21 protein-coding genes and 1 tRNA gene are annotated in these 23,706 nt (G+C 63.5%); 10 read left to right on the top strand and 12 right to left on the bottom strand.

Going from position 1 to position 23,706, the window contains the following annotated elements:
* The first annotated feature begins 49 nt into the window (after positions 1-49).
* The 5 genes from ACK56M_RS02935 (at position 50) to ACK56M_RS02915 (ending at position 4,036) form a co-directional block, all read left to right on the top strand.
* Positions 50-628: a DUF2796 domain-containing protein gene (locus tag ACK56M_RS02935; RefSeq protein WP_015268772.1), complete on the top strand. Its 579-nt coding sequence runs from the start codon at positions 50-52 to the stop codon at positions 626-628.
* The gene (locus ACK56M_RS02930; protein ID WP_015268771.1) at positions 629-1,339 is read left to right on the top strand and encodes an ABC transporter ATP-binding protein; all 711 of its coding nucleotides are present in this window, start codon (positions 629-631) and stop codon (positions 1,337-1,339) included.
* Positions 1,339-2,604, top strand: coding sequence for an ABC transporter permease (locus tag ACK56M_RS02925; RefSeq protein ID WP_137188456.1), 1,266 nt, complete (start codon positions 1,339-1,341; stop codon positions 2,602-2,604). Before ACK56M_RS02930 ends, ACK56M_RS02925 begins: the two co-directional genes overlap by 1 nt.
* 126 nt (positions 2,605-2,730) lie before the next feature.
* Positions 2,731-3,243, top strand: coding sequence for a DUF3299 domain-containing protein (locus tag ACK56M_RS02920; RefSeq protein ID WP_025337514.1), 513 nt, complete (start codon positions 2,731-2,733; stop codon positions 3,241-3,243).
* Between the two features lie 109 nt (positions 3,244-3,352).
* Positions 3,353-4,036 carry an OmpW/AlkL family protein gene (locus ACK56M_RS02915; RefSeq protein WP_054572942.1) on the top strand — a complete coding sequence of 228 codons (684 nt, stop codon included), beginning with the start codon at positions 3,353-3,355 and terminating at the stop codon, positions 4,034-4,036.
* On the opposite strand, the gene ACK56M_RS02910 is transcribed toward ACK56M_RS02915, so the two are convergent.
* Positions 4,024-5,229: an MFS transporter gene (locus ACK56M_RS02910; RefSeq protein ID WP_411959246.1), complete on the bottom strand. Its 1,206-nt coding sequence runs from the start codon at positions 5,227-5,229 to the stop codon at positions 4,024-4,026. The two genes, ACK56M_RS02915 and ACK56M_RS02910, sit on opposite strands and share 13 nt — an antisense overlap.
* A 102-nt stretch (positions 5,230-5,331) precedes the next feature.
* On the opposite strand from ACK56M_RS02910, the gene ACK56M_RS02905 reads away from it, so the two are divergent.
* Positions 5,332-5,775, top strand: a complete 444-nt coding sequence (locus tag ACK56M_RS02905; protein WP_013970662.1) for a winged helix-turn-helix transcriptional regulator — start codon at positions 5,332-5,334, stop codon at positions 5,773-5,775.
* Between the two features lie 130 nt (positions 5,776-5,905).
* Here the strand turns inward: ACK56M_RS02905 and ACK56M_RS02900 are convergent, their stop codons facing one another.
* Together ACK56M_RS02900 and ACK56M_RS02895 are read right to left on the bottom strand one after the other, a co-directional pair.
* Positions 5,906-6,838, bottom strand: a complete 933-nt coding sequence (locus tag ACK56M_RS02900; protein WP_015268765.1) for an NAD-dependent epimerase/dehydratase family protein — start codon at positions 6,836-6,838, stop codon at positions 5,906-5,908.
* A complete protein-coding gene (locus ACK56M_RS02895) occupies positions 6,831-7,715 on the bottom strand; it encodes a sugar nucleotide-binding protein (RefSeq protein ID WP_024086179.1) in 885 nt (294 codons plus the stop codon). The genes ACK56M_RS02900 and ACK56M_RS02895 overlap by 8 nt, the downstream gene beginning before the upstream one ends.
* 264 nt (positions 7,716-7,979) lie before the next feature.
* On the opposite strand from ACK56M_RS02895, the gene ACK56M_RS02890 reads away from it, so the two are divergent.
* Together ACK56M_RS02890 and ACK56M_RS02885 are read left to right on the top strand one after the other, a co-directional pair.
* Positions 7,980-9,020 carry a hypothetical protein gene (locus ACK56M_RS02890; protein ID WP_191472001.1) on the top strand — a complete coding sequence of 347 codons (1,041 nt, stop codon included), beginning with the start codon at positions 7,980-7,982 and terminating at the stop codon, positions 9,018-9,020.
* A gap of 17 nt (positions 9,021-9,037) precedes the next feature.
* Positions 9,038-9,832 (top strand): TSUP family transporter, encoded by a 795-nt coding sequence (locus ACK56M_RS02885; RefSeq protein WP_013970658.1) that lies wholly within the window; start codon positions 9,038-9,040, stop codon positions 9,830-9,832.
* A gap of 8 nt (positions 9,833-9,840) precedes the next feature.
* On the opposite strand, the gene ACK56M_RS02880 is transcribed toward ACK56M_RS02885, so the two are convergent.
* Complete coding sequence (locus ACK56M_RS02880; protein ID WP_015268762.1) at positions 9,841-10,650, bottom strand: helix-turn-helix domain-containing protein; 810 nt, start codon at positions 10,648-10,650, stop codon at positions 9,841-9,843.
* 178 nt (positions 10,651-10,828) lie between these two features.
* Between ACK56M_RS02880 and ACK56M_RS02875 the strand changes: the two genes are divergently transcribed.
* Together ACK56M_RS02875 and ACK56M_RS02870 are read left to right on the top strand one after the other, a co-directional pair.
* Positions 10,829-12,271: an alanine/glycine:cation symporter family protein gene (locus tag ACK56M_RS02875; protein ID WP_013970656.1), complete on the top strand. Its 1,443-nt coding sequence runs from the start codon at positions 10,829-10,831 to the stop codon at positions 12,269-12,271.
* A gap of 71 nt (positions 12,272-12,342) precedes the next feature.
* Complete coding sequence (locus ACK56M_RS02870; protein ID WP_100413297.1) at positions 12,343-13,332, top strand: asparaginase; 990 nt, start codon at positions 12,343-12,345, stop codon at positions 13,330-13,332.
* Positions 13,333-13,458: 126 nt separating this feature from the next.
* Here ACK56M_RS02870 and ACK56M_RS02865 read toward each other — a convergent pair.
* The 8 genes from ACK56M_RS02865 to ACK56M_RS02830 all read right to left on the bottom strand — a co-directional run bounded on the left by ACK56M_RS02865 (position 13,459) and on the right by ACK56M_RS02830 (position 23,695).
* Positions 13,459-13,554: transfer RNA gene (locus ACK56M_RS02865), tRNA-Sec, on the bottom strand.
* Between the two features lie 6 nt (positions 13,555-13,560).
* A complete protein-coding gene (gene selB / locus ACK56M_RS02860) occupies positions 13,561-15,483 on the bottom strand; it encodes a selenocysteine-specific translation elongation factor (protein ID WP_015268760.1) in 1,923 nt (640 codons plus the stop codon).
* The gene (gene selA / locus ACK56M_RS02855; protein WP_015268759.1) at positions 15,480-16,907 is read right to left on the bottom strand and encodes an L-seryl-tRNA(Sec) selenium transferase; all 1,428 of its coding nucleotides are present in this window, start codon (positions 16,905-16,907) and stop codon (positions 15,480-15,482) included. The genes selB and selA overlap by 4 nt, the downstream gene beginning before the upstream one ends.
* 158 nt (positions 16,908-17,065) lie before the next feature.
* On the bottom strand, positions 17,066-17,986 hold the full coding sequence (gene fdhE / locus ACK56M_RS02850) for a formate dehydrogenase accessory protein FdhE (RefSeq protein ID WP_015268758.1): 921 nt from the start codon (positions 17,984-17,986) through the stop codon (positions 17,066-17,068).
* A 4-nt stretch (positions 17,987-17,990) separates the two neighbouring features.
* Positions 17,991-18,647 (bottom strand): formate dehydrogenase subunit gamma, encoded by a 657-nt coding sequence (locus ACK56M_RS02845; RefSeq protein ID WP_100413299.1) that lies wholly within the window; start codon positions 18,645-18,647, stop codon positions 17,991-17,993.
* A complete protein-coding gene (gene fdxH / locus ACK56M_RS02840) occupies positions 18,644-19,594 on the bottom strand; it encodes a formate dehydrogenase subunit beta (RefSeq protein ID WP_054572947.1) in 951 nt (316 codons plus the stop codon). Before fdxH ends, ACK56M_RS02845 begins: the two co-directional genes overlap by 4 nt.
* Positions 19,594-22,662, bottom strand: coding sequence for a formate dehydrogenase-N subunit alpha (gene fdnG, locus ACK56M_RS02835; RefSeq protein ID WP_137108957.1), 3,069 nt, complete (start codon positions 22,660-22,662; stop codon positions 19,594-19,596). The genes fdxH and fdnG overlap by 1 nt, the downstream gene beginning before the upstream one ends.
* Before the next feature lie 271 nt (positions 22,663-22,933).
* On the bottom strand, positions 22,934-23,695 hold the full coding sequence (locus ACK56M_RS02830) for an SDR family NAD(P)-dependent oxidoreductase (RefSeq protein ID WP_015268755.1): 762 nt from the start codon (positions 23,693-23,695) through the stop codon (positions 22,934-22,936).
* Between the last annotated feature and the right edge of the window lie 11 nt (positions 23,696-23,706).

Genomic DNA, 23,706 nt, shown 5'->3' with positions numbered 1-23,706 from the left:
AAAGCTGTTATAACATAACCCAATCTTCTTGCCCGCTCCGGAGTCATCCATGCGTCGCCTGTTGCTTGCCCTGCCCTTCGCCTTGCTGCCACTGGCCGTGGCCCATGCCCACGATGATGACCACAATCACGACCACGCCCACGGCACCCTCGGCGCCCACGAGCATGGCGTGGCCAAGCTCAATGCCGTGCTCGATGGCAACACTCTGGAGCTGGAGTTGGACAGCCCGGCAATGAATCTGGTCGGCTTCGAACACGCTGCCAACAGCGACGCCGACAAGGCCAAGGTCGCGGCGGTGCGCCAGCAGCTGGAGCAGCCACTGAAGCTGTTCGGCCTGCCCGCCGCTGCCGGTTGCAAGGAAGACCAGCAGGAACTGGAAAGCCCGCTGTTCGGTGATGCCCCGAAAGCCGACGACGATGGTGACGACCACGAGCACAGCCACCAGCACAGCGACATCGGCGCCCATTACCAGCTGACCTGCGCCAACCCCGACAAACTGGCGCAGGTGGACCTCGCTCCGCTGTTCAAGGCGTTCCCGGCTACCCAGAAAATCACCGTTCAACTGATCGGCCCCAATGGCCAGAAAGGCGCGGAAGCCACGCCAGCCAAGGCTGCGGTCGTGTTCTGAATGCGCCAGCCGTTGATCGAACTGCATGACCTGGTCTTCGCCTGGCCCGGACAGCCGGCGCTGCTGGATATTCCGGCATTCCGCCTGGAAGCTGGCGAAGCCCTGTTTCTCAAGGGCCCCAGCGGCAGTGGCAAGACCACATTGCTGGGCCTGCTGGGCGGGGTGAACGTACCGGGCCAGGGCCGCATCCAGTTGCTCGGCCAAGACCTCTGCCGTCTGGGCCAGGGCGCCCGTGACCGCTTCCGGGTCGACCACACCGGTTATATCTTCCAGCAGTTCAACCTGCTGCCGTTCTTCTCGGTGCGCGAAAACGTCGAGCTGCCCTGCCGCTTCTCGCGCAGCCGCAAGGCCCGCGCCGAGCAGCGCCATGGCAGTGTCGACCAGGCAGCCAGCACCTTGCTGGCCCACCTGGGCCTGGACGACCCCGCCCTGCTCGCCCGCCGCGCCGACAGCCTGTCGATCGGCCAGCAGCAACGGGTTGCTGCCGCCCGCGCACTGATCGGCCAACCCGAACTGGTGATCGCCGACGAACCGACCTCGGCGCTGGATGCCGACACCCGCGAAGCGTTCATCCGCCTGCTGTTCGATGAATGCCGCGCCGCCGGTGCCAGCCTGCTGTTCGTCAGCCACGACCAGAGCCTGGCGCCGCTGTTCGACCGCCACCTGTCGCTGGCCGAACTCAACCGCGCCGCCAAGCCCCGGGAGGCCTGATGTACCTGCTCCGCCTTGCCTTGGCCAGCCTGGCCAACCGCCGCTTCACCGCATTCCTCACCGCCTTCGCCATCGCCCTGTCGGTGTGCCTGCTGCTGGCCGTGGAGCGGGTCCGTACCGAGGTCCGGGCCAGCTTCGCCAGCACCATAAGCGGTACCGACCTGATTGTCGGCGCCCGCTCCGGCTCGGTGAACCTGCTGTTGTACTCGGTGTTCCGCATCGGCAACGCCACCAACAATATCCGTTGGGACAGCTATGAGCACTACGCCAAGGACCCGCGGGTGAAATGGGCCATCCCCATCTCGCTGGGCGACTCGCACCGTGGTTATCGAGTGATGGGCACTACCGGCGACTACTTCAGCCATTACCAGTACGGCCGCCGCCAGCACCTGGAATTGAGCCATGGCCGCGCGTTTGCCGATGATCCGTTCGAGGTGGTGCTGGGTGCCGAAGTGGCCGAGGCATTGCACTACAAGCTGGGCGACAAGCTGGTGCTTGCCCACGGCGTGGCCGCGATCAGCCTGGTCAAGCACGACGACAAGCCGTTCACCGTAGTCGGAGTGCTCAAGCGCACCGGCACACCGGTCGACCGCACGCTGCATATCAGCCTGGGCGGCATGGAAGCCATCCACATCGACTGGCACAACGGGGTGCCGGCCCGTGGCGCCGGGCGTATCAGCGCCGAGCAGGCACGGACCATGGACCTGCAGCCTGCCGCCATCACTGCGTTCATGCTCGGCCTGAACAGCAAGATCGCGACATTCAGCCTGCAGCGGGAGATCAATGAATACCGCAGCGAGCCGTTGCTGGCGATCCTGCCCGGGGTAGCCCTGCAGGAGCTGTGGAGCCTGATGGGCACCGCGGAGCAGGCGTTGTTCGTGGTGTCGCTGTTCGTGGTGCTGACCGGCCTGATCGGCATGCTTACGGCGATTCTCACCAGCCTCAATGAACGCCGCAGGGAGATGGCGATATTGCGCTCGGTTGGTGCCAGGCCGTGGCATATCGCAGGGCTGCTGGTGCTGGAGGCACTGTCGCTGGCGGCGGTCGGGATCGCTGCAGGGCTTGGCTTGCTGTATGCGGGAATCGCCCTGGCACAAGGGTATGTGCAGGCCAACTATGGTTTGTACTTGCCGCTGGCCATGCCGAGTGCTCATGAATGGACGTTGCTGGCTATCATCCTGGGAGCTGCGCTGTTGATGGGCAGCGTACCGGCGTGGCGGGCCTATCGGCAGTCGCTGGCCGACGGCTTGTCCATTCACCTCTGAGGGCGTGCAATGATCCAATACCTCACTGCCTTCTTCGCGGGCACGCCCGCTCCCACAAGCCTTTCACAAGGTTCGAAGGCTGTGGTGAACCCTGTGGGAGCGGGCATGCCCGCGAAGAGGCCAGCACTGCATACACTGCTGATCCTGCTGCTGACAGTAGCGATGCCTCTGTGGGCCTCGGAACCCCGCGAACTTGACTGGCCCGCCCTCATCCCCGAAGGCGCCCCGGTCATCCCGCCCCAACTCGCGCCGTTGCACGACATGTCGCAGCTCAGCAACGCCCTGTCCGCCGAGTCCGCCCCACCGGCGCGCCAGCAGGCCCCCGATGCTCCAGTGGTAAAAAGCCTCGACGGCCAGCAGATCAAACTGCCCGGCTACATCGTGCCGCTGGAGGTGAGCGAAGAAGGCCGCACCACCGAATTCCTGCTGGTCCCCTACTACGGCGCGTGCATCCACGTACCACCGCCACCGTCGAACCAGATCGTGCACATCTTCAGTGAAATGGGCGTTCGTGTAGAAGACCTCTACCAGCCCTACTGGATCGAGGGAAAGCTGCAGGTTAGAGCCTCCAGCAGCGAACTGGCCGATGCCGGCTACCAGATGGAAGCCGAGAAAATATACGCTTATGAGCTGAGATGAGAGCTGTTTCGAATTCGTGACGACGCTTCTTTGAGCTGGGTCAAACTTTCTGTTTAACGGCATCCGTACCATTGGACTACTCGATTACTCACGTCCTCTGGGAGCTTCCATGAACAAGTCCTTGCTCAGCGCCGCCCTCGCGGCCCTGGCGCTCGCTGCCCCTGTCGCCCACGCCCACCAGGCGGGTGATGTCATCGTCCGTGCCGGTGCCATCACCGTTGCCCCCAACGAAAGCAGCGGCGACCTGAAATTCGACGGCAGCAAGGTATCGGGCACCAAGGCGACCTTGGACAGCGACACCCAACTGGGCCTGACCTTCGCCTACATGCTCACCGACCATGTCGGCCTCGAGCTGCTGGCGGCCACCCCGTTCAAGCACACCGTCGGCGTCAAAGGTCTGGGCGGCGGCCTGGACGGCAAGCTGGCCGATATCAAGCAACTGCCACCGACCCTGTCGTTGCAGTACTACCCGATGGAGCCAACTTCCAAGTTCCAGCCGTATGCCGGCGTCGGCATCAACTACACGCTGTTCTTTGATGAAGACCTCAGCAGCACCCGCAAGCAGCAGGGCTTCAGCAACCTGGAGCTGCAGGACTCGGTCGGCTTCGCCGGTCAGCTGGGCATGGACTACATGATCACCGACAACCTGCTGGTCAACGCTTCGGTCTGGTACATCGACATCGACACCAAGGCCAGCGTCGACGGCCCGTCCGCACTGGGCTACAGCAAGACCAAAGTCGACGTCGATGTCGACCCATGGGTGTACATGGTCGGCCTTGGCTACAAGTTCTGACCTGAACACTGCAGGGCGGCTTCGGCCGCCCTCGCGCGTTGCAGCCATAACCAGTACCCCAGCGCGACCGCGCTGATGCCCATCCCGAGCCCACACACCGCTGCCCAACCCCAATGGGCATACACCCAGCTCGCCAGCACTGCCCCCACTCCACTGCCAAGTGAATAGCAGCACATGGAGGCGCCGATCAAACGGCTGGCCATTGCGCCACGCCCGGCCAGCAGCAGGCTCTGGTTGGTGACATGCACCGCCTGCACGGCAAAGTCCAGCATCAGCACACCCAACCCGAAGGCCATCAGTGAATGCCCGACGAAGGCCGTGGGCAGCCATGACAGCACAAGCAGAATCAGCGCTACCCCGGTGGTGCGCTCCCCCAGCCCCTGGTCGGCCAGGCGACCGGCGCGCGCTGCCGCCAATGTGCCGGCAACACCCGCCAGGCCGAATAGACCGATCGCGGTATGGCTCAGCTCCAGTGGCTCGGCACTCAGGGGCATGACCATGGCACTCCAGAGCACGCTGAACGCAGCGAAGATCAACACACCGAACAACCCGCGCTGACGTAGCAGCCGGTCGTGCCGGTACAGCCTGAACTGGGCAACGATCAGCGCCCGGTAGCCAGACCGCAGCGACACCGGTTGCCCCACGGGCAGGCTGCGCCACAGCACCAGGGCCAGCAGTATCAACAACCCTGCGGTAATCAGGTACACGCTGCGCCAGCCAGCCAGGTCGGCAAGCCCGCCCGAGACCAGCCGCGCCAGCAAAATGCCCAGCACTATGCCGCTGGTGACGGTGCCCACGGCCTGCCCCTGCTGGCCGGGGTCGGCAAGGCTCGCTGCATGCGCCACCATCACCTGCACCATGACCGCCATCAGCCCGGTGATAGCCAGGGCCAGCAGCAATAGCGCCCAGTTGGGCGCCATGCCTACCCCAACCAGCGCCAGGGCCGAGAACAGCAACTGCCCGAGCAGCAGGCGCTTGCGGTCGATCAGGTCACCCAGCGGCACGATCAACAACAACCCCAGGGCGTAGCCCGCCTGGGTCGCGCCAACTACCCAACCGATCTGCTGCTGCGCCACGCCAAGGTCAGCGGCCATCGACTCGAGCAGAGGCTGGGCGAAATACACTGTCGCCACAGCCATGGCGCTGGTAATGGCCAGCAGCAGGGTTATCCAGCGTGTCAGTGCAGGGTTCATCGGGCTGGTCTCGTCAATCTGGTTTCGAATTGAAACCACATACTGGCTATTTAGCAAATGTGGTTTTAATCTGCAACCAGATGATCACGAAAGGCCCCGTCCATGCTCGATGAAAACAATGCGCAATGCCCCGTAGCCCGGGCGCTGGAGGTACTGGGAGACCGCTGGGCGCTGATGATCCTGCGCGACGCATTCGATGGGCTGCGGCGCTTCAGTGAATTCCAGAAGAACCTGGGGCTGGCGAAGAACATCCTCGCCTCACGGCTGAAGTGGCTGGTGGAGAGTGGGCTGCTGACGCTGCAACCGGCGTCGGATGGCAGTGCCTACAAGGAGTATGTGCTGACCGAGAAAGGGCGATCGGTGTTCCCGGTGGTGGTTGGCTTGAGGCAGTGGGGGGAGCGGTTTCTGTTCGAGGCGGGCGAGGTGCGTTCGGAGTTGGTGGATAGTGATACGGGGCAGGCGCTGGAAACACTGCAGGTGCGGGCCCGGGATGGGCGGGTGCTGGCGGCAGGGGATTGCCTGCGAAAAGTGGTGCGGCATGAGTGATTCTGGGGCTGCTGCGCAGCCCATCGCGACACAAGGCCGCTCCTACAGCTACCGCGCAACCTCGGCCTGGCGCGATCGCTGTAGGAGCGGCCTTGTGTCGCGATAGGGGCGCAAAGCGCCCCCAAGAATTTCAGCCCTTACCCAGAAGCCGCGACAAGCCCTCGACCATCGGCGTCGCCTGCGGAAACTCGAACCGCGCCAACAAGCGCTGGTTATCCGCCCGCGAATGGCGAATGTCACCCGAACGTGCCGCCACATAGCTGACCGCCGGCAAGCTACCCACCACCTTCTCAAGCGCTGCCAGCAGCTGGTTAAGCGATGTGGCCTGGTTGAGGCCGATATTCACCGCGCCCTCCTCGACCTGCGGCTGCTCCAGCGCCTGCACCATCACCTGCACCAGGTCGCCCACGTAAAGGAAGTCCCGGGTCTGCTCACCATCACCGAACACGGTAATCGGCAAACCCTGCACAGCACGTTGGGAGAAGATGCTGATCACCCCGGAATACGGCGAGGACGGGTCCTGGCGCGGCCCGAAGATATTGAAGAAGCGGAACACCACCGGCTCCAGGCCATGCTGACGACGGTAGAAGTCCAGGTACTGCTCACTGGCCAGCTTGTCCACGGCATAGGGGGTCAGCGGCGCCTTGGGAGTGTCTTCGGCAATCGACTCGCCTTCACCATTGTTGCCATACACCGCCGCACTGGAGGCGAACAGCACCCGGCGCAGCCCATGCACGCGCATGGCTTCGCACACGTTGAGGGTACCGATGAAATTGCTCTGGTGGGTCCGCACCGGGTCCTCGACCGAGGCCTGCACCGAGGCCACCGCAGCCAGGTGCACCACGGCACTGCAGCCAGCCGTAACCTGCGTAACCAGCTCGGCATCGGCGACATCGCCTTCAACCAGTTCCAGCCGAGGGTGGCCAACCTGCAGGTTGCCCCGCTGGCCAGTGGAGAAATCGTCGAGAATGCGTACGGCGTAGCCTTTCTCCAACAACGCATCGCACAGGTGGGAGCCAATAAAGCCGGCACCGCCGGTGATCAGGATGGGGGCGTCAGCCATGGCGGTAGAACCGGTCCAGTAGAGGCGGCAAGCCGGCGCGCCAGGCGCGCGGCTTGATGCCGAAGGTATGAAGGATTTTCTTGCAGGCCAGTACCGCGTGCTGCGGCTCTTCGCTGGCATCCGGCCGTGCGGCATGTGCCTGCGGCGTCGGCGCCTGCACGGCCAGCTGCCGGTACTGGCCTGCCTCGGCGAGGATCGCCTGGCCCAGCGCCAGCGGCGTGGTCGCCTCGTTGCCGGCGTAATGGTAGGTGCCCCACAGCGGCGCACTGCAATCGAGTTGTTTGAGCACCGACAGGATCACCCGGGCGGCGTCGTCGACCGGCGTAGGGTTGCCACGCCGGTCATCGGCCAGCAGCAGCTCCTGGGGTTGCTCGGCGCGGGTCAGGAAGCGGCCCAACGCCCCGTCGATGCTTTCGTCGAGCAGCCAACCAAAGCGCAACAGCACGTGTTGCGGGCAAGCCGCGCGAACGCTCTGCTCGATACGCCACAGGGCCTGGCCACGCAGGCCCAGCGGTACCGGCTCGTCCTTTTCGCTGTAGGCCGTGGCCCGAGAACCATCGAACACCCGGTAGCTGGATGGCTGAACCAGGGTGATCTGGTGGTGCTGGCACAGCTCTGCCAACCGCTCCACAGCCCGCTCCTGCTGGGCCAGGCGCTGCTCACTGACCGACTCGGCCTGGAACCAGTCGAAGTAATAGGCCAGGTTGACCAGTGCATCGGGACGATGATCGTCGAGCAGCTGGGTGAGGCTGGCCGGCGTCCAGCCGTTCTCGGGTGGACGCGGAGCCAGGAATGCGATGTCCTCCTCGGCCCCAAGACGAATCAGCGCTTGCCCGAGGGCATTGCCACCACCCAACAGCATTAGGCGCATACGCATAGAGTCAGCAGATCCGGAGAGGTTGATTGAAGGAAAGGGGTCATTTTGCGGTTTCCGGGCGGGGAAGTCCAACACCGGACCCGTTCGATGCCACAGGCGGTAGTGATTTCAAAGTTTCACCGTTCAATACCGCAACACGCAGAAATCTCCTACGACATACCAGGAACGAGCTGACTTCCGCGCAACAGCACAACCGCATTGAATAGTTGACTCCCCCACTTGCCAGCCGGGGAGCTTCACAAAAACAAGTACAGGGAACGTTCAATGCCTCATTCAGAAGCTGCATACCTGGATTTCAGCCCGGAGCAAAGCAAAACCATAGCCTTTGCAAGCCAGACCATTGCTGACCTGGGTGGCCCAGAGGCCAAAGGAGTAGCACTTCAGGCTCGTATATTCGCCGATCAACTCGAGCAAGCCTTGAGTGTGGAACAGCGTGGGCTGCTACAACGCTTCAGTGAAGGCCATCTATCTGCCTTGATGTACAGGCATATGCCTTGTGCCGACGAGCCAATACCAGAATATCTGCCCCACATTTCCACCCTGGCGCAAAACCCACGCTGCCAATACCTTGCCTCACGCAATCAACTGCTGCTGGAGCTCGTGCGCCACCGCAGTTTCGCCTTCGATATAGATAACGAGGGTAAGCAGGTTCGCCTGGTGGGCAACTTCAAGGGCGGTGGCCGCATTCCGCGACTCGACGAAGATCCCTGCCTGAAAGTTGAAACCAGCTCGCATGCGGGCTTGCGCTTGGGGCCACACACTGAAGCGCCTTACAACTGCTCGACAATTTCCAGCAACGCTCACTCCCCTGCTCCCTCTGCACTGATTCTGACTGCGCGCTGGAACCCCGCCAATGAACCTACGCATGTCTTCCCGCTCCAGGGAATCATTGAACGCTTGGGTAGCATGGGCACACTTGCACTGACTTCAGCGTCTTTCGACTTCACCCGCAGTGACTGCTTCGGTCACGGGCAAGGCAATGCAGGCAAAGCAGTTTCAATACTGCAATTCGAGCCAAATGGTGGTTTCTCTGTTCGTTACAATAGCTATCGCTTCAGTCTGAATGACCGCGCCTGCAGCGCTGCTGCGCGCGCTTTCGACTCCTTTCAAAAAATACTGGATACCACACAACCGTTGGCGTTTGTCCTGCAGCCTGACACCGCACTGCTGATCAACAACAGCCGAGCCTTGCACGGCCGCGACATGGTTCAGGACAACCGGCGCCTGCTTATCCGTCAATTCGGATATTCCCCCTTTGCCGAACCGCTGGTGCTCGCTGAAGACCCGCTGCTGGTGCGTGGCTGATCATAGGAAAACACTCAATGATCGAATTAGATTTAACGCTTGTTCTGACCCTCGCACTGGTGGCACTGATGGCCGGCTTTTTCGATGCTATCGCCGGTGGCGGGGGCCTGATCACGCTCCCGGTGTTGTTCATTGCCGGTATCGAACCCTTGGCGGCAATTGCCACCAACAAGTTCCAGGCGGCTTCGGCTACGGTTTCGGCTACGTGCGCCTTCGCCCGCAAAGGCATGATCGACTGGAGACAAGGCAGTCCAATGGCTGTCATGTCGTTTATCGGAGGGGCGTTGGGTGCCTTGTCGATAACTTACGTGCCCAAAAGCGTTCTGCAGGCGTGCGTTCCACCTCTGCTGATCCTGATTGCCGCCTACTTTGCCTTCAGTCCAAAGCCGAATGAACAAGCGCGCAAGGCAAAGATATCGACCAGCCTGTTCTGCATTACGGTTGCACCAATCATTGGCTTTTATGACGGGATCTTCGGCCCTGGCGTCGGCTCGTTCTTCATGCTGGCCTGCGTGATCCTCTTGGGCCAGCACTTGATACAAGCCGTGTGCACCAGCAAGCTATTGAACGCAGCCTGTAATCTGGGCGCGTTGTCAGTCTTTTCACTGAGCGGGGCGATCATCTGGCCGCTGGCACTGGCAATGGCATTCGCTGCTTTTGTGGGGGCTCAACTGGGCGCACGCTGCGCAGTACACTTTGGCCCCCGTCTGATCAAGCCATTGCTGGTCTGTGTTTGCTGCATCATGGCAATCAAGTTGCTGCTCGACCCAGGCAACCCTGTTGGCGAGTGGTTACATCAACTTGTTCTCTGAAAAAAGCATCACTCGATTTCGAACAGACTGTTACGCAACGGCCCCACGCTAAGGCGCTCACGCACATCGTCATCTATGCGTGGGTCATCCGGCTGGTACAGTTTTACCTGCCGGTAGACATTGATGCGATTGATCTCCTCTCCCAGGTAGTCCCACACAACCCGAGTGCAGGCCGGGTTGCGCCGGTCTCCGCTGGATACGCCGGCCTTCAGGCCGTTGAGGCGGGTAATGCGGCTCTTGAAACTGGGGATGAGGATAGTCTGGCTCATCTCGTTGAACGTCAGCGACTCGTAATCGACCAGGAACATCCGGTCTTGCAGTTGGAACGCCGCTCCCAGATAGCGGCAACGCACCTCGGCATGGGGGTTGGTGGCGCTGGAACGCTCCTGGCGTTCCTGGCGTTCGAAAAGGAACTGCCCGCGCTCCTCCCACAGGTGCACCAATGACACCAGGACCGTGCCCGGAACCGACATGCAGTTGGAATATTCCAGGTAGTAACCGCAATAGCGCGACAGGTTCCCCGCATGGGCGTGCAACGGACGGAACAGATCACTGATCGGGTCGCCAGGCTGCTCGGCCGGGGTCGACACGCGAGCACCGATCAGGCGGCTGAACTGCTCGGGTGGCAAATTCAATTCGTAATCTTCGACCCCGAAGAAATCGCCGATGCGCTTGAGGTTGTAGGCCGTCGGGCGGCTTTGCCCACTCAGGTACTTGTTGAACTGCGCGCGGTTGATCGACAGCTGGCGGCAAACTTCGGAGATAGAGCGGTAGTGGCTGCAGGCCAGTTTGAGGTTGGTAGCGAAATGATCGCTCATGACTCGGGACTCAGGTGACGCGAATGGCGCAATTGTAGCATCAAGTTGCACCAAATCAGAGCAACCCGCGAAATTGTAACCGCTCTTGTCATAGCCAACCATGCGCCCCACGAATAGCGGTGCGCCTGCCGTCCGCTGATCTTTCCACACGAACAATAAGAATCGAGGTCATTTTCCAATGCTCGAAGTACTCAACGATTTCCTCTCGGGGAAACTTCTCATTGTGCTGATCGTAGGGCTGGGTAGCTACTTCACTATCCGCTCCCGGTTCGTCCAGTTCCGCCACTTCGGCCACATGTTCGGTGTGTTCAAGGAATCGCTGCGTGGCCAGGCAGGCCAGCTGAGCTCCTTCCAGGCCCTGATGCTGAGCCTGGCTGGCCGCGTTGGTGCCGGTAACATCGCCGGTGTCGGCATTGCCGTGACCCTGGGTGGCCCGGGCGCCGTGTTCTGGATGTGGGTCACCGCACTGGTGGGTATGTCCAGCAGCTTCTTCGAATGCACCCTGGCCCAGGTCTACAAGCGCGCCGATGGCGACGGCCTGTACCGTGGTGGCCCGGCGTACTACATCCAGCACGGCCTGAAGCTGAAAAGCATGGCTATCGTGTTCTCGGTCCTGCTGCTGGTCACCTACGGCTTCGCCTTCATCGGCCTGCAGTCGTACACCGTGACTCACTCGCTGCAGAACGCCTTCGCCTTCGACCCCAAGCACACCGGCATCGTCCTCGCCGTGCTGCTGGCCATCACCTTCATCGGCGGTATCAAGCGCATCGCCGCGGTGTCGGACCTGCTGGTACCGGTCAAGACCCTGGCGTACATCGGCGTGACCCTGTACGTGATCGGCACCCAGATCGAGCACGTGCCAGCCATGCTGGAAACCATCTTCAAGAGTGCCTTCGGCCTCGACCCGGCGTTCGGCGGCCTGCTCGGCAGCGCCATCGTCATGGGCGTGAAGCGTGGTGTGTTCGCCAACGAAGCGGGCCTGGGCAGTGCGCCAAACGTCGCAGCCGTGGCCGCCGTGAAACACCCGGGTGCGCAGGGCGTTGTCCAGGCATTCAGCGTGTTCCTCGACACCTTCGTGATCTGCACCTGCACCGCGCTGCTGATCCTGTTGTCGGGCTTCTACACCCCGGGCTTCGAAGGTGACGGCATCGTCCTGACCCAGAACTCGCTGGCCGCCGTGGTTGGTGACTGGGGCCGCGTGTTCGTCAGCGTGGCACTGTCGCTGTTCGTGTTCACCTGCATCCTCTACAACTACTACCTGGGCGAGAACAGCCTGCAATTCCTCAGCCGCAATCGTGTGGTACTGATGGTATTCCGTGGCCTGGTACTGGCGCTGGTTGTATGGGGCTCGTTGCAGGACCTGTCGACTGTGTTCGCCTTTGCCGATATCACCATGACCTGCCTGGCCTTCGTCAACCTGGTGGCCCTGGCCCTGCTGTTCAAGGTCGGCCTGCGGGTGATGCGCGACTACGACGACCAGCGCAAGGCGGGCGTCGACCAACCGGTGTTCGACTCGGCCAAGTTTGCCGACCTGGACCTGGATCGCAATGCCTGGCCTGCCAATCCGCAGGCGGAAACAGCCACTGACAAAGCAGTCGGCGAAGTCCAGACGCAGCGCTGATATTCTCCCCTGCCAGCCGCCCCGTCCGTGGGCGGCTTACCTTCTTCCGCTCACCGCTACGGATACTTCCCATGCGAGCAGTAAAGAATCTCCTCGTGCTCTATACCGGGGGCACCATCGGCATGCTCGAAACCCCCGAAGGCCTGGCGCCGGCCGGTGGCTTCGAAGCACGCATGCGCGAACACTTTGCCCAGTTGGCCGATGCACCCCAGGTGCAATGGACCTTGCAGGAACTGAACCCGCTGCTCGACAGCGCCAACATGCAACAGCACAACTGGCTGGCGATGCGCGATGCAATCGTCGCAGCGGTAGAGGTGGCTGGCCATGATGGCGTGCTCGTACTGCATGGTACCGACAGCCTGGCCTACAGCGCCGCGGCGTTGTCGTTCCTGCTGCTGGGCCTGCCGGTGCCAGTGCTGCTGACCGGCTCGATGCTGCCGGCGGGTAGCGCGGACAGCGACGCCTGGGACAACCTGTGCGGCGCACTGCGCCAGTTCGAACAGGGGCTGGAAGATGGCGTGCAGCTGTACTTCCATGGGCAGCTGCTGCATGGCTGCCGGGCGTCGAAGCTGCGCAGCGAGGCGTTCGATGCCTTCGTCGCGCTGCCGCGTCATCGTGACGGTGAACGCGCCACGGCGATCCCAGCCGAACTTGGCTACAAGCACCCGCGCCAGCCGGTCAACCTGGCGGTAGTGCCGGTGTTCCCGGGCCTGCAGGCCGGGCACTTGCAGGCACTGCTGGGCAGCGGCGTGCAGGGGTTGCTGCTGGAGTGCTACGGCAGCGGTACCGGGCCGTCGGATGACCAGGCGTTGCTGGATGTGCTGAGCGCGGCACGCCAGCGGGGCGTGATGCTGGCGGCTATCAGCCAGTGCCCTGAGGGGTCGGTGGTGTTCGACACCTATGCGGCGGGTAACCGCTTGCGCGGGGCCGGGCTGGTCAGTGGCGGTGGCATGACCCGGGAGGCGGCGCTGGCCAAGATGGTTGCGTTGCTGGGGGCAGGGCTGGATGTCGACACGGCGGAGCGGTGGTTTGCCCTGGATCTGTGTGGGGAACGGGCCTGAGTGTTGCCTGGTCTGGCCCTATCGCCGGCAAGCCAGCTCCCACAGGGATAACACAAGGCCTGAGGCCTGTGGAGTACCTGTGGGAGCTGGCTTGCCGGCGATAGGGCCCTGACAGGCAAAGGAAAATGGCGGAAGGCAGCGGGAGTCGAACCTGCCCGGGAACGGCTGCCGTCCCCAACCGGGTTTGAAGCCCGGCCGCGCCACCGGGCGCGATTGCCTTCCTTGAACTCAGTGCCTGGCCTGCTGCTGGGCCAGGGCGCTGTCGGCGCGAATGTGACGCTGATCGGCCACCCTCCGGGTCAGGCCGATGCGGTCGAAGTACTCCAGAATCTGCACACTGCGCTTGCGACCGATGCCCAACATATCGCGAAACGCGGCAACCTGCACTATCGGCGTTTCACTGGCCTGCCCCAGCAGCAGCTCTGCCATGCGCTGTAGCGTCGCCTCGGGGTAGAACAGGTCGCGCACCACCTGGTGCACCAGGCCCAACCGGGCCAGCTTGCGCAGCAACAGGCGCACATCGGCTTCGGCACAATTTTCCTCGCTCGCCAGCGTCCGGACCCAGGGCGGATCGTATTGCCCCGCCAGCAACTTCGGTTGCAGACTCGCCCATAATGCACTGTCGGCTTCGCTCAACTGCACCTTGTGATCGGGCAGGTGCAGCCAAGGCCCGCTGCTGGCAATGGCGCCGTCTTCGAGCAACTCATCCAGCAGGCTGACAAAAGCGGGCCGCTCCAGCGGCAAGGCAGCAAAGCGGCGCAGGCGGTCGCGGTCCGGGCCGAGCTGGTCGGGCTCCTGTTCATGGAACCGCACCAACTGCTCCAGCACCTGGCGCTTGAGCGCCTGCCACCGGACACTGGCAAACAGCAGTTGGCCCTGCCGCGTGGCCACCACCAGCACATCTTCCGGCAACTGCCAGGTTTCGCGCAGGCGATTGAACTGCCGTTCCAGACGTTGCGGGTCGATCCCCCCGGGTGCGCTGGCAAGCAGTGCCGGCAAGGCCTGCTCCAGGTCCTCGGCATCACGCAGCACCTGCAATTGGCGCAGGCGCTCATCACTGCGACGCTGACGGCTTGGCGCGAACGGATCGAGTACCTTGCCGCCCCCCAGTGTGCGCTGGGCACGCTGATCGCGCAGCACCAAGCGGTCGCCGTGTACCGCCTGCAGCGGCGCGTTGAGCAGCAACTGGGCGAACATGCGCTGGCCTGCCACCAAGGTTTCACCCTCGAGCAAGGCTACCCGGGCCGTTACATCCTGGGTGCCCAGGTGCACGTGCACAGCGCTGAAATGCTCGAAGGTACGGGTCTCGCCCGGCAACAGGTTCAGCTCGATATCCACCCGCACGCTAGGCGCATGCAGCCACTCGGGCACCAGCCAGTCCCCCCGGCGCACCTGCTCCACCGCCAGGCGTTCGGCAGCAATGTTCAGTGCCACCCGCTGGCCCGCTTCGGCCACCAGTGCGGCCTGGTTCTGCGCATGCAGGCCACGCACCCGCACCGGTTTGCCGGCCTTGCCCAGTAACAAGGTGTCACCGGCACTGACCCGCCCGGCCAGCGCCGTGCCCGTGACCACCACACCCGCACCGGTAACGGCAAAGGCGCGGTCGACGGCCAGGCGGAAACCGCCGCGCACGCTGCGCTGGCACACGCGCTGTTGCGCGGCCAGCAAGGCCTGGCGCAAGGCATCGATACCTTCGCCGGTCACACTTGACAACGGAAACTGCCGCGCACCGGCATATGGGCCCGGCGCGAGAAGTTCGCTGACCTGTGCCTGCACTTCGGCCAGGCGGGCCGGCTCTACACGGTCGCATTTGCTGATCGCCACCAGGGCTTGTGGGATGCCCAGCAACTCGATGATCGCCAGGTGCTCGCGGGTTTGAGGCATCACCCCGTCGTCGGCCGCGACTACCAGCAGCACCAGATCGATACCATGGGCGCCGGCCAGCATGTTGTGGATAAAGCGCTCGTGACCGGGCACGTCGATGAAGCCGGTCAGCACTGCGCCCTCGGTCAACGCCGCATAGCGATAGCCAAGGTCGATGGTCATGCCACGGGCGCGCTCCTCCTGGCGCTGGTCACCGGCCTGGCCGGTCAGGGCCTGGAGCAGTGCGGTCTTGCCGTGGTCGATGTGGCCGGCGGTACCAACGATCACTGTACCGGCCCCAATTGCAGGGTGGGCAACTGAGCCAGCCACTGGGCCTCGTCATCCAGTTGGCGCAGGTCCAGCCACAGGGCGTCATCGTCGATTCGGCCGAGCACTGGCACGGGCAGACCGCGCAAGGCGCGCTCCAGTACATGCAGGCTGCGCCCGCGCAACTTCTTCGACACCTGCGGGCGCAGGCACAATGCCGCGCTTGGCAGGCGGGCCACCGGTTGGCTGCCACTGCCAATCATGCCCAACGCCGGCTCCACACTGACCGCCCATTGCTCGCCGAGCCGGGCTTTGATTTCAGGGGCCAGGCGCTCGGCCTGGGCCTGGATTTCGGCCTGACTGCGGGTCAGCAGGCGCAGGCTGGGCAGGCGCTCGGCCAGGCGGTCGGGGTTGCGGTACAACGCCAGCACCGCTTCGAGTGCGGCAAGGGTGATCTTGTCGACCCGCAGCGCGCGCTTGAGCGGGTTCTTCTTGATTCTGGCGATCAGCTCCTTGCGCCCGACGATGATTCCGGCTTGCGGCCCGCCCAGCAGTTTGTCGCCGCTGAAGGTGACGATATCGGCGCCGTCAGCCAGGGCCTGACGCACAGTAGGCTCGGCGGGCAGGCCCCAGCGGGTAAGGTCAAGCAGGCTGCCGCTGCCAAGGTCTTCAAGCAACGGCAAGTCATGTTGGTGGGCGATACGCGCCAGCTCGGCGGTGGGCACCTGGGTAGTGAAGCCCTGAATGCTGTAGTTGCTGCAATGCACCCGCATCAGCAGGCCCGTACGCGGGCTGATGGCGGCCTCGTAGTCACGGGCATGGGTGCGGTTGGTGGTGCCGACTTCGTGCAGCTTCACGCCGGCGCGGGCCATGATGTCGGGGATGCGGAAGGCACCGCCGATCTCGATCAGTTCACCGCGTGAGATGATCCCCTCCTTGCGCGCACCCAGGCTGTTGAGCGCCAGCAGCACGGCGGCGGCGTTGTTGTTGACCACGGTGACGGCTTCGGCGCCTGTCAGCTCGCGGATCAGGCCCTCGATCAGATCGTCACGGTCGCCGCGCTTGCCGGTGGCCAGGTCGAATTCCAGGTTGAGCGGGTAGCGGGCGGCGGTCTGCATGGCCTCGATGGCCTCCTCTGGCAACAGGGCGCGGCCGAGGTTGGTGTGCAACACGGTGCCGGTGAGGTTGAACACTCGGCGGACCTGGCTGCGTTGCTGGGTGGCCAAGCGTTCGCCAGTGCGGCCCAGCAGGACTTCAGCGGCCAGTTCGGCGGTGCTGAGCTGGCCGGTGCGGGCGGGGTCGCGCAGGTCGTCGAGCAGTTGCCGCAGGGTGGCGAGGACCGCGTCGCGACCGTGGCGGTCGATCAGCGGGAGGCAGGCTGGGTGGCGCAAAAGGGTGTCGATGGAGGGCAGGCGTGGGGTGTCGCTGGCTAGGCTGGAGGGCATGCGGTACTACCTTGGACTGATCCGTTGTCTGTACTGGCCTCTCGCGGGTAAACCCGCTCCTACAAGGGCCGCGCAAGCCTCAAAAGCTGCGCGGGCCCTGTGGGAGCGGGTTTACCCGCGAAGAAGGCGACTCGGTCTTACAGTGTAGACACTCTCCATTACCCGGGTGCGAGCATCAGGTTCGGTGCCAACCGATGGAAGCCCTCCTCGTCCAGGCGAATGTCCAGTGCCAGGCTGGCCAGGTCATCGGCCAGCGGCTCGGCCGCCGCGTCGTTTTCCAGGTAGTTCTGCTTCAGGTAGCTCTCGCACTCCGGGCAGCACTCCGCCCGTAGCGGCGCCTTGCCCGGCGCATGGCGGTCATCGTCAAGGCTGGTATAGCGCAGGTCCTTGCTCGACTCGCAGTACACGCATTTGACCCGCACCACGTGCCATTCGCAGGCACACAGCGAACAAGCCAGGTAGCGCAGGCCATTGTGCTTGCCGCGGTTGCGCACCACCCCGGCCATCGCCGGCGAACCGCAGGCCGGGCACTGGGCCAGGCTGTCGGCGGGCTTGAGCTCTGGCGCGGGCAGCGCCAGCAACCAGCTGGACCAGGCCGCCTGCAAGGCCGCCCCAATGAACGGCACCAGTGCTGCGGGCACTGCGTCGTACTGGCCGGCGAGCAAGGCGATGCCCCAACCCTTGCGTTGATGGTCGTCACTGCTGCGCAGGGTTTGCAGCGCCTCCCCCAACGGACCGCTGGTGTCCGCGTCGAGATGCTCGAGCAAGGCCAGCAACCAGACCAGCCATGGCCCTTCACGCACCAGGCTGTCCGCCGCCAGTGGCGGCAAACCATGACTTATGCACAGGCGCTGACGCTCCTCTGCCACCGGCATGCCAGCGGGCGGGTTATCCACAAGCTGCTGCTGGATACGGCACAAACGAGCCACCAGCTTCAGGTATTCGCCAAGGGCATTGCCCTCAGCCAGCTGCTCCAGACGCGCGGCGCGCAGTTCGAACAGGTTGGCGGGGGGCAGGTGCAGAAACGGCGGCATCACTGCCGACGCTTCGATCTGCCCGGGTTCGAGTATCGTGCTCAAGCGCTCATCCTTCTTTTCGTCCGTGATTGCCCGGCGTCTTGTCACCAGTCACTTCGCGGTACCACAACTCATGGTGCTTGCGCGCCCAGGCGCGGCTGACCCAGCCATGCAGCATGGCGCCGATCGAGCCCTTGATCCAGATACCGGCGTAGATGTGCACGATGATGCTGAGGATCAGCACGAACGCCGCCAGGGCGTGGAGCAGCGTAGACAGGCGAATGACCTCGATGCCGAACAAATGGCTGAAGTATGCGCGCCAGATCACCACGCCGCTGACCAGCAGAACCAGCATGCACACCAGCAGGGTCCAGAACAACAGCTTCTGCCCGGCGTTGTACTTGCCGATCGGTGGCACACCCTCCTCCTTGTTGAGCATCACCCGGTCCACCCGGCGCAGCCACAGTCGGTCATTGGCAGTGATGAAATTGGCGCGCCAGAAACGCAGCACCAGGCCGAGGAAGAACACGAACATCGCCACCCCGAGGAAGGGGTGCAGGATGCGTGTCCAGGGCCCACCGCCGAACAGGTTGCTGAGCCAGAACAGCGCCGGATGGAACAGCGCCAGCCCCGACAGGCCAGCCAGGATGAACAGGATCGCGACGACCCAGTGATTGCTGCGCTCGTTGGCGTTGTAGCGCAGGATGGGTTTGTTGTCGTTCATGGTCGCTGCTCCCCTTGCCCACCGGGCTTGGTCGGATCATAGACATGGACCGACGGGTCCACCTGGTGCACGCTTTCATCCGCAGGTGCCGGGTGTTCGTCCTCCTCCACCCGCTGTGGCCCTACCCGCACATAGTGGAAGAACCCGGCCAGCACCGCAGCCCCCATGGCCAGCAGCGCCAGCGGCTTGGTAAAGCCCTTCCACAGCCCCACCAGCGGGCTGATCACCGGCTGGTCCGGCAGGCCGGCGTACAGCTTCGGTGTGTCGGCATGGTGCAGCACATACATCACGTGGGTGCCACCGACGCCGTCCGGGTCGTACAGCCCGGCCTTGTCGTAGCCCCGCGACTTGAGGTCGACGACGCGCTCGGCGGCATGCACCTTCATCTCATCCTTCGTGCCGAACACGATCGCCCCGGTCGGGCAGGTTTTCACGCAGGCCGGCTCCAGGCCCACGGTCACGCGGTCGGAACACAGGGTGCACTTGTACGCCTTGTGGTCCTTCTGCGAAATACGCGGGATATTGAACGGGCAACCGGTGATGCAGTACCCACAACCGATGCAGTGGTCCTGGTTGAAGTCGACGATGCCGTTGGCGTGCTTGATGATCGCTCCCGGGCTCGGGCACGCCTTCAGGCAACCTGGCTCGGCGCAGTGCATGCAGCCATCCTTGCGAATCAGCCACTCCAGGTTGCCGTCGTCGCGCTCGTGCTCGGTAAAGCGCATCAGGGTCCAGGTCTCGGCAGTGAGGTCCTGGGGGTTGTCGTAGGTGCCGTGGTTGTGGCCGACCTCGTCACGCAGTTCGTTCCACTCCGAACACGCCACCTGGCAAGCCTTGCAGCCGATGCATTTGGTGGTGTCGATCAGCTTGGCGACTTCCTGCTGCTGGCGTACCGAAGGCGGTACGGTGGTGGTGGCCGAGCGGGCGATGATGTCTTGGCTGGCCATCAGAGTTTCTCCACTTTGACGAGGAACGACTTGGACTCTGGCGTCTGGGTATTGCCGTCACCCAGGAAAGGCACCAGGGTGTTGGTCAGGTAGCCATGCCGCGTAGCCCCGGTGAAGCCCCAGTGCAGCGGGATGCCGATCTGGTGCACGGTCTGGTTATTGACCTGGAGCGGGCGAATCCGCTTGGTCACTACCGCCACCGCATCGATGTGTCCGCGCTTGCTCGATACCCGCACCCGGTCGCCGGCCTTGATACCTTTCTCGTTGGCCAGCACCTCGCCGATTTCGACGAACTGCTCGGGCTGGGCAATGGCGTTGAGCCGGCAATGCTTGCTCCAGAAGTGGAAGTGCTCGGTCAGCCTGTACGTGGTCGCCGCGTACGGGAACTCGTCGTGCTTGCCGAGGGTGTCCCACACCGAGTCGAATACCCGCCCGGCCGGGTTACTGGTGGCCTTCTTGTTCTGCGGGTGCAGCGGGTTGATGCCAATCGGCGTCTCGAACGGCTCGTAGTGCTCGGGGAACGGGCCTTCGGCCATCTTGTCGATGGCGAAGAACCGCGCCACGCCTTCGGGGTTCATGATGAACGGGTTCATCCCCGCCTCGGGCGGCGAGTCGACCTTGAAGTCGGGCACATCGGTCCCGGTCCAGGCCTTGCCGTTCCACCACACCAGGCGCTTCTTCTCCGGGTCCCACGGCTTGCCTTGCGGGTCGCTGGAGGCACGGTTGTAGAGGATGCGGCGGTTGGCCGGCCAGGCCCAGGCCCAGTTCTGCACTTGGTGCATGCCGTACGGGTCGCTGTTGTCACGGCGAGCCATCTGGTTACCCTGCTCGGTCCAGCTGCCGGAGAAGATCCAGCAACCGGACGCAGTGCTGCCGTCGTCCTTGAGCTGGCCAAAGCCCGCCAGTTGCTGGCCGGCCTTGAGCACTGCGCCAGTCGGATCGGTGACGTCCGTCACCGCCCAGCCGTTCATTTCCTTGGCCAGCTCCTCCGGGGATGGCTCTTCAGGGACCTTGTATGGCCAGTTGATGTTCATCAGCGCGTCAGGATAGGCGCCGCCTTCGGCCTGGTAGCGTCGGCGCAGGCGCAGGAACAGCTCGCTCATGATGTGAACGTCGGTGCGGGTCTCGCCCGGGCCGTCGGCGCCCTTCCAGTGCCACTGCAGCCAGCGGCTGCTGTTGACCAGCGAGCCGTCTTCCTCGGCAAAGCAGGTAGTGGGCAGGCGGATCACTTCGGTCTGGATGTTGGCCGTATCGACATCGTTGAACGGCCCGGCGTTGCGCCAGAACTCCGAGGTCTCGGTGGCCAGCGGGTCCATGATCACCAGCCACTTGAGTTTGCTCAGGGCGGCAGTGACACGGTTCTTGTCCGGCAGCGCGGCAATCGGGTTGAAACCTTGGCACATGTAGCCGTTTACCTTGCCCTGGCCCATCATCTCGAACATGCGCAGCACGTCGTAGGCCGGCACATCGAGCTTGGGCAGCCAGTCGTAGCCCCAGTTGTTCTCCGCCGTGGCATTGGCGCCGTACCACGCCTTCATCAGGCTGACATGGAACTTGCCGTAGTTCTGCCAGTACGACAGTTGGCCAGGACGCAGTGGCTTGGAGGCGCGCTTGTCGATATAGGCGGCATAGTCCTGCTCGGCATCGCCGGCAAGGGTCAAGTAACCCGGCAACGAGTTGGACAGCAGGCCGAGGTCGGTCAGGCCCTGGATGTTGGAGTGCCCGCGTAAGGCATTGACCCCGCCACCCGGCATGCCGACGTTGCCCAGCAGCAACTGCACCATGGCCGCACTGCGGATGATCTGTGCGCCGATCGAGTGCTGCGTCCAGCCAAGCGCATAGAGGATCGTCATGGTCTTGCCCGGTACCGAGCAGGTGGCGATCTCTTCCCAGATCTTCAACATGGCGTCCTGCGGCATGCCACAGGTCATGCTTGCCAGTTCCGGTGTATAGCGGCTGTAGTGCTGCTTCATCAGCTGGAACACGCAGCGCGGGTGCTGCAGCGTCGGGTCGACCTTGGCAAAGCCGTCTTCACCCAGCTCGTAACCCCAGCCGGACTTGTCGGAATACACGCGCTTGGCCTCGTCGTACCCGCTGAACAGGCCATCCTCGAAGCCATAGTTCTCTTTGACGATGAACGACACATCGGTGTAGTTGCGCACGTACTCGTGCTGGATCTTGTCATTGCTCAGCAAGTAATTGATCAACCCGCCCATGAAGGCGATGTCGGTACCGGTACGAATCGGTGCGTAGTAGTCGGCCACCGAAGCGGTACGGGTAAACCGCGGGTCGACCACGATCAGCCGCGCCTTGTTGTGCGCCTTGGCCTCGGTCACCCACTTGAAGCCGCACGGATGCGCTTCTGCTGCGTTGCCACCCATCACCAGGACCAGATTCGCATTGGCGATATCGGACCAGTGGTTGGTCATGGCGCCACGGCCGTACGTCGGGGCAAGACTTGCCACCGTCGGGCCATGTCAGACACGAGCCTGGTTATCGAACCCCAGCATGCCTGTTGCGCGGATGACCTTGTGGGTCAGGTAGCCGGCCTCGCTGGAGGCGGCGGAAGCAGCAAGAAAGCCGGTGGTGAGCCAGCGATTGACCGTTTGCCCCTGGGCGTTCTTTTCGATGAAGTTGGCGTCGCGGTCCTGCTTCATCAGGTCGGCAACGCGATCGAGCGCCTCGTCCCAGCTGACCCGCACCCACTCCTTGCTGCCCGGCTTGCGTACCTCGGGGTACTGCAGGCGGCTCGGGCTGTGGATGAAGTCCAGCAGGCCAGCGCCTTTCGGGCAGAGGGTGCCGCGGTTGACTGGGTGGTCGGCGTCACCTTCGATATGGATGATGTTCTGTTTGACGTTCTTGCCCGCATCGCCCTGGCTGTACATGATCAGGCCGCAGCCGACCGAGCAGTAAGGGCAGGTGTTACGGGTTTCCTTGGTATGCGCCAGCTTGAAGTGACGCACCTGCTCGGCGAATGCGGGTGTCGGGGCCATGCCCAACGCCGCAAGGCTCGAGCCTCCAAGGCCGACGGCGGCGACCTTGAAGAACTGCCGACGGTTCAGGTCCATCGTGCACTCCTGATCAGGTGGTGGACGCACGGAACATGGCCGGCGCCTCTTGGTAGTCACGGTGGCGGCCAATTGATGGCCGCCAACAGTTAAGACTAGCCAAGAATCGAGAAGGTGCGATGACATGGGTCAGCTGAAGGCGCTGTGTTGCCTGATTCGCGGGTGAACCCGCTCCCACAGTTACTGCACATGCCCGAAGCAAAGCGCTATTCCTGTTGCAGCGGGCGTGCCCGCGAACACCGGCAACGCCCGGCCATCCACCACCGGCCGATCAGCAAAGCGGCAGGTTGCGCACCACGTTCAGCGCCGCACTGCTCTGGGCCACCGGCATGATCTCGATGGTATTGATGTTCACATGCGCCGGCTGCTCGGCAATCCAGGCCACCGTGGCCGCGATGTCCTCGGGCAGGATGGCCTCCACGTCCCGATACAGCGCCTGCACGGCATCCAGATCACCGTTCAGGCGCACCACCGAGAAATCGGTCCCCGAGCACAGCCCAGGCTCGATGTTGCTCACTCGAACGCGGGTGCCCGCCAGGTCGGCGCGCAGGTTGAGGCTGAACTGGCGAACGAAGGCCTTGCTGGCGCCATACACGTTACCGCCCGGGTAGGGATAGGTGCCGGCGATCGAGCCGATATTGATGATCATGCCGCTGTCAGCTTCCACCATCTGCGGCAGGATCTTGTGGGTGACCATGGCCAGGCCAGTGATGTTGGTGTCGATCATCCGCTGCCAGTTTTCCGCACTACTGGCCTGGGCACGGTCCACGCCCAGCGCCAGCCCGGCATTATTGACCAGCAGGTCGACCTGCAGTGACGCATCACTAATCTGCTCGACCGCCTTCTCGAGCGACACCGGGTCGGTGACATCCAGCGCCAGCGGAATGAAATTGACGCCTAGCTCGGCGGCCAGCGCTTGCAGCTTGTCCATGCGCCGGGCGCCACCGATCACGCGGTAGCCTTTGCCGATCAAGGTACGGCAGATGGCGCGGCCAAAGCCCGAGGAGGCGCCGGTTACGAATGCAGTTTTCATCAGTTGTCTCC

Source organism: Pseudomonas sp. s4, assembly GCF_046764235.1.
Taxonomy (GTDB): domain Bacteria; phylum Pseudomonadota; class Gammaproteobacteria; order Pseudomonadales; family Pseudomonadaceae; genus Aquipseudomonas; species Aquipseudomonas asiatica.
The sequence above is the reverse complement of the archived record's forward strand: the minus strand, read 5'-3'. Positions and strand labels throughout refer to the sequence as shown.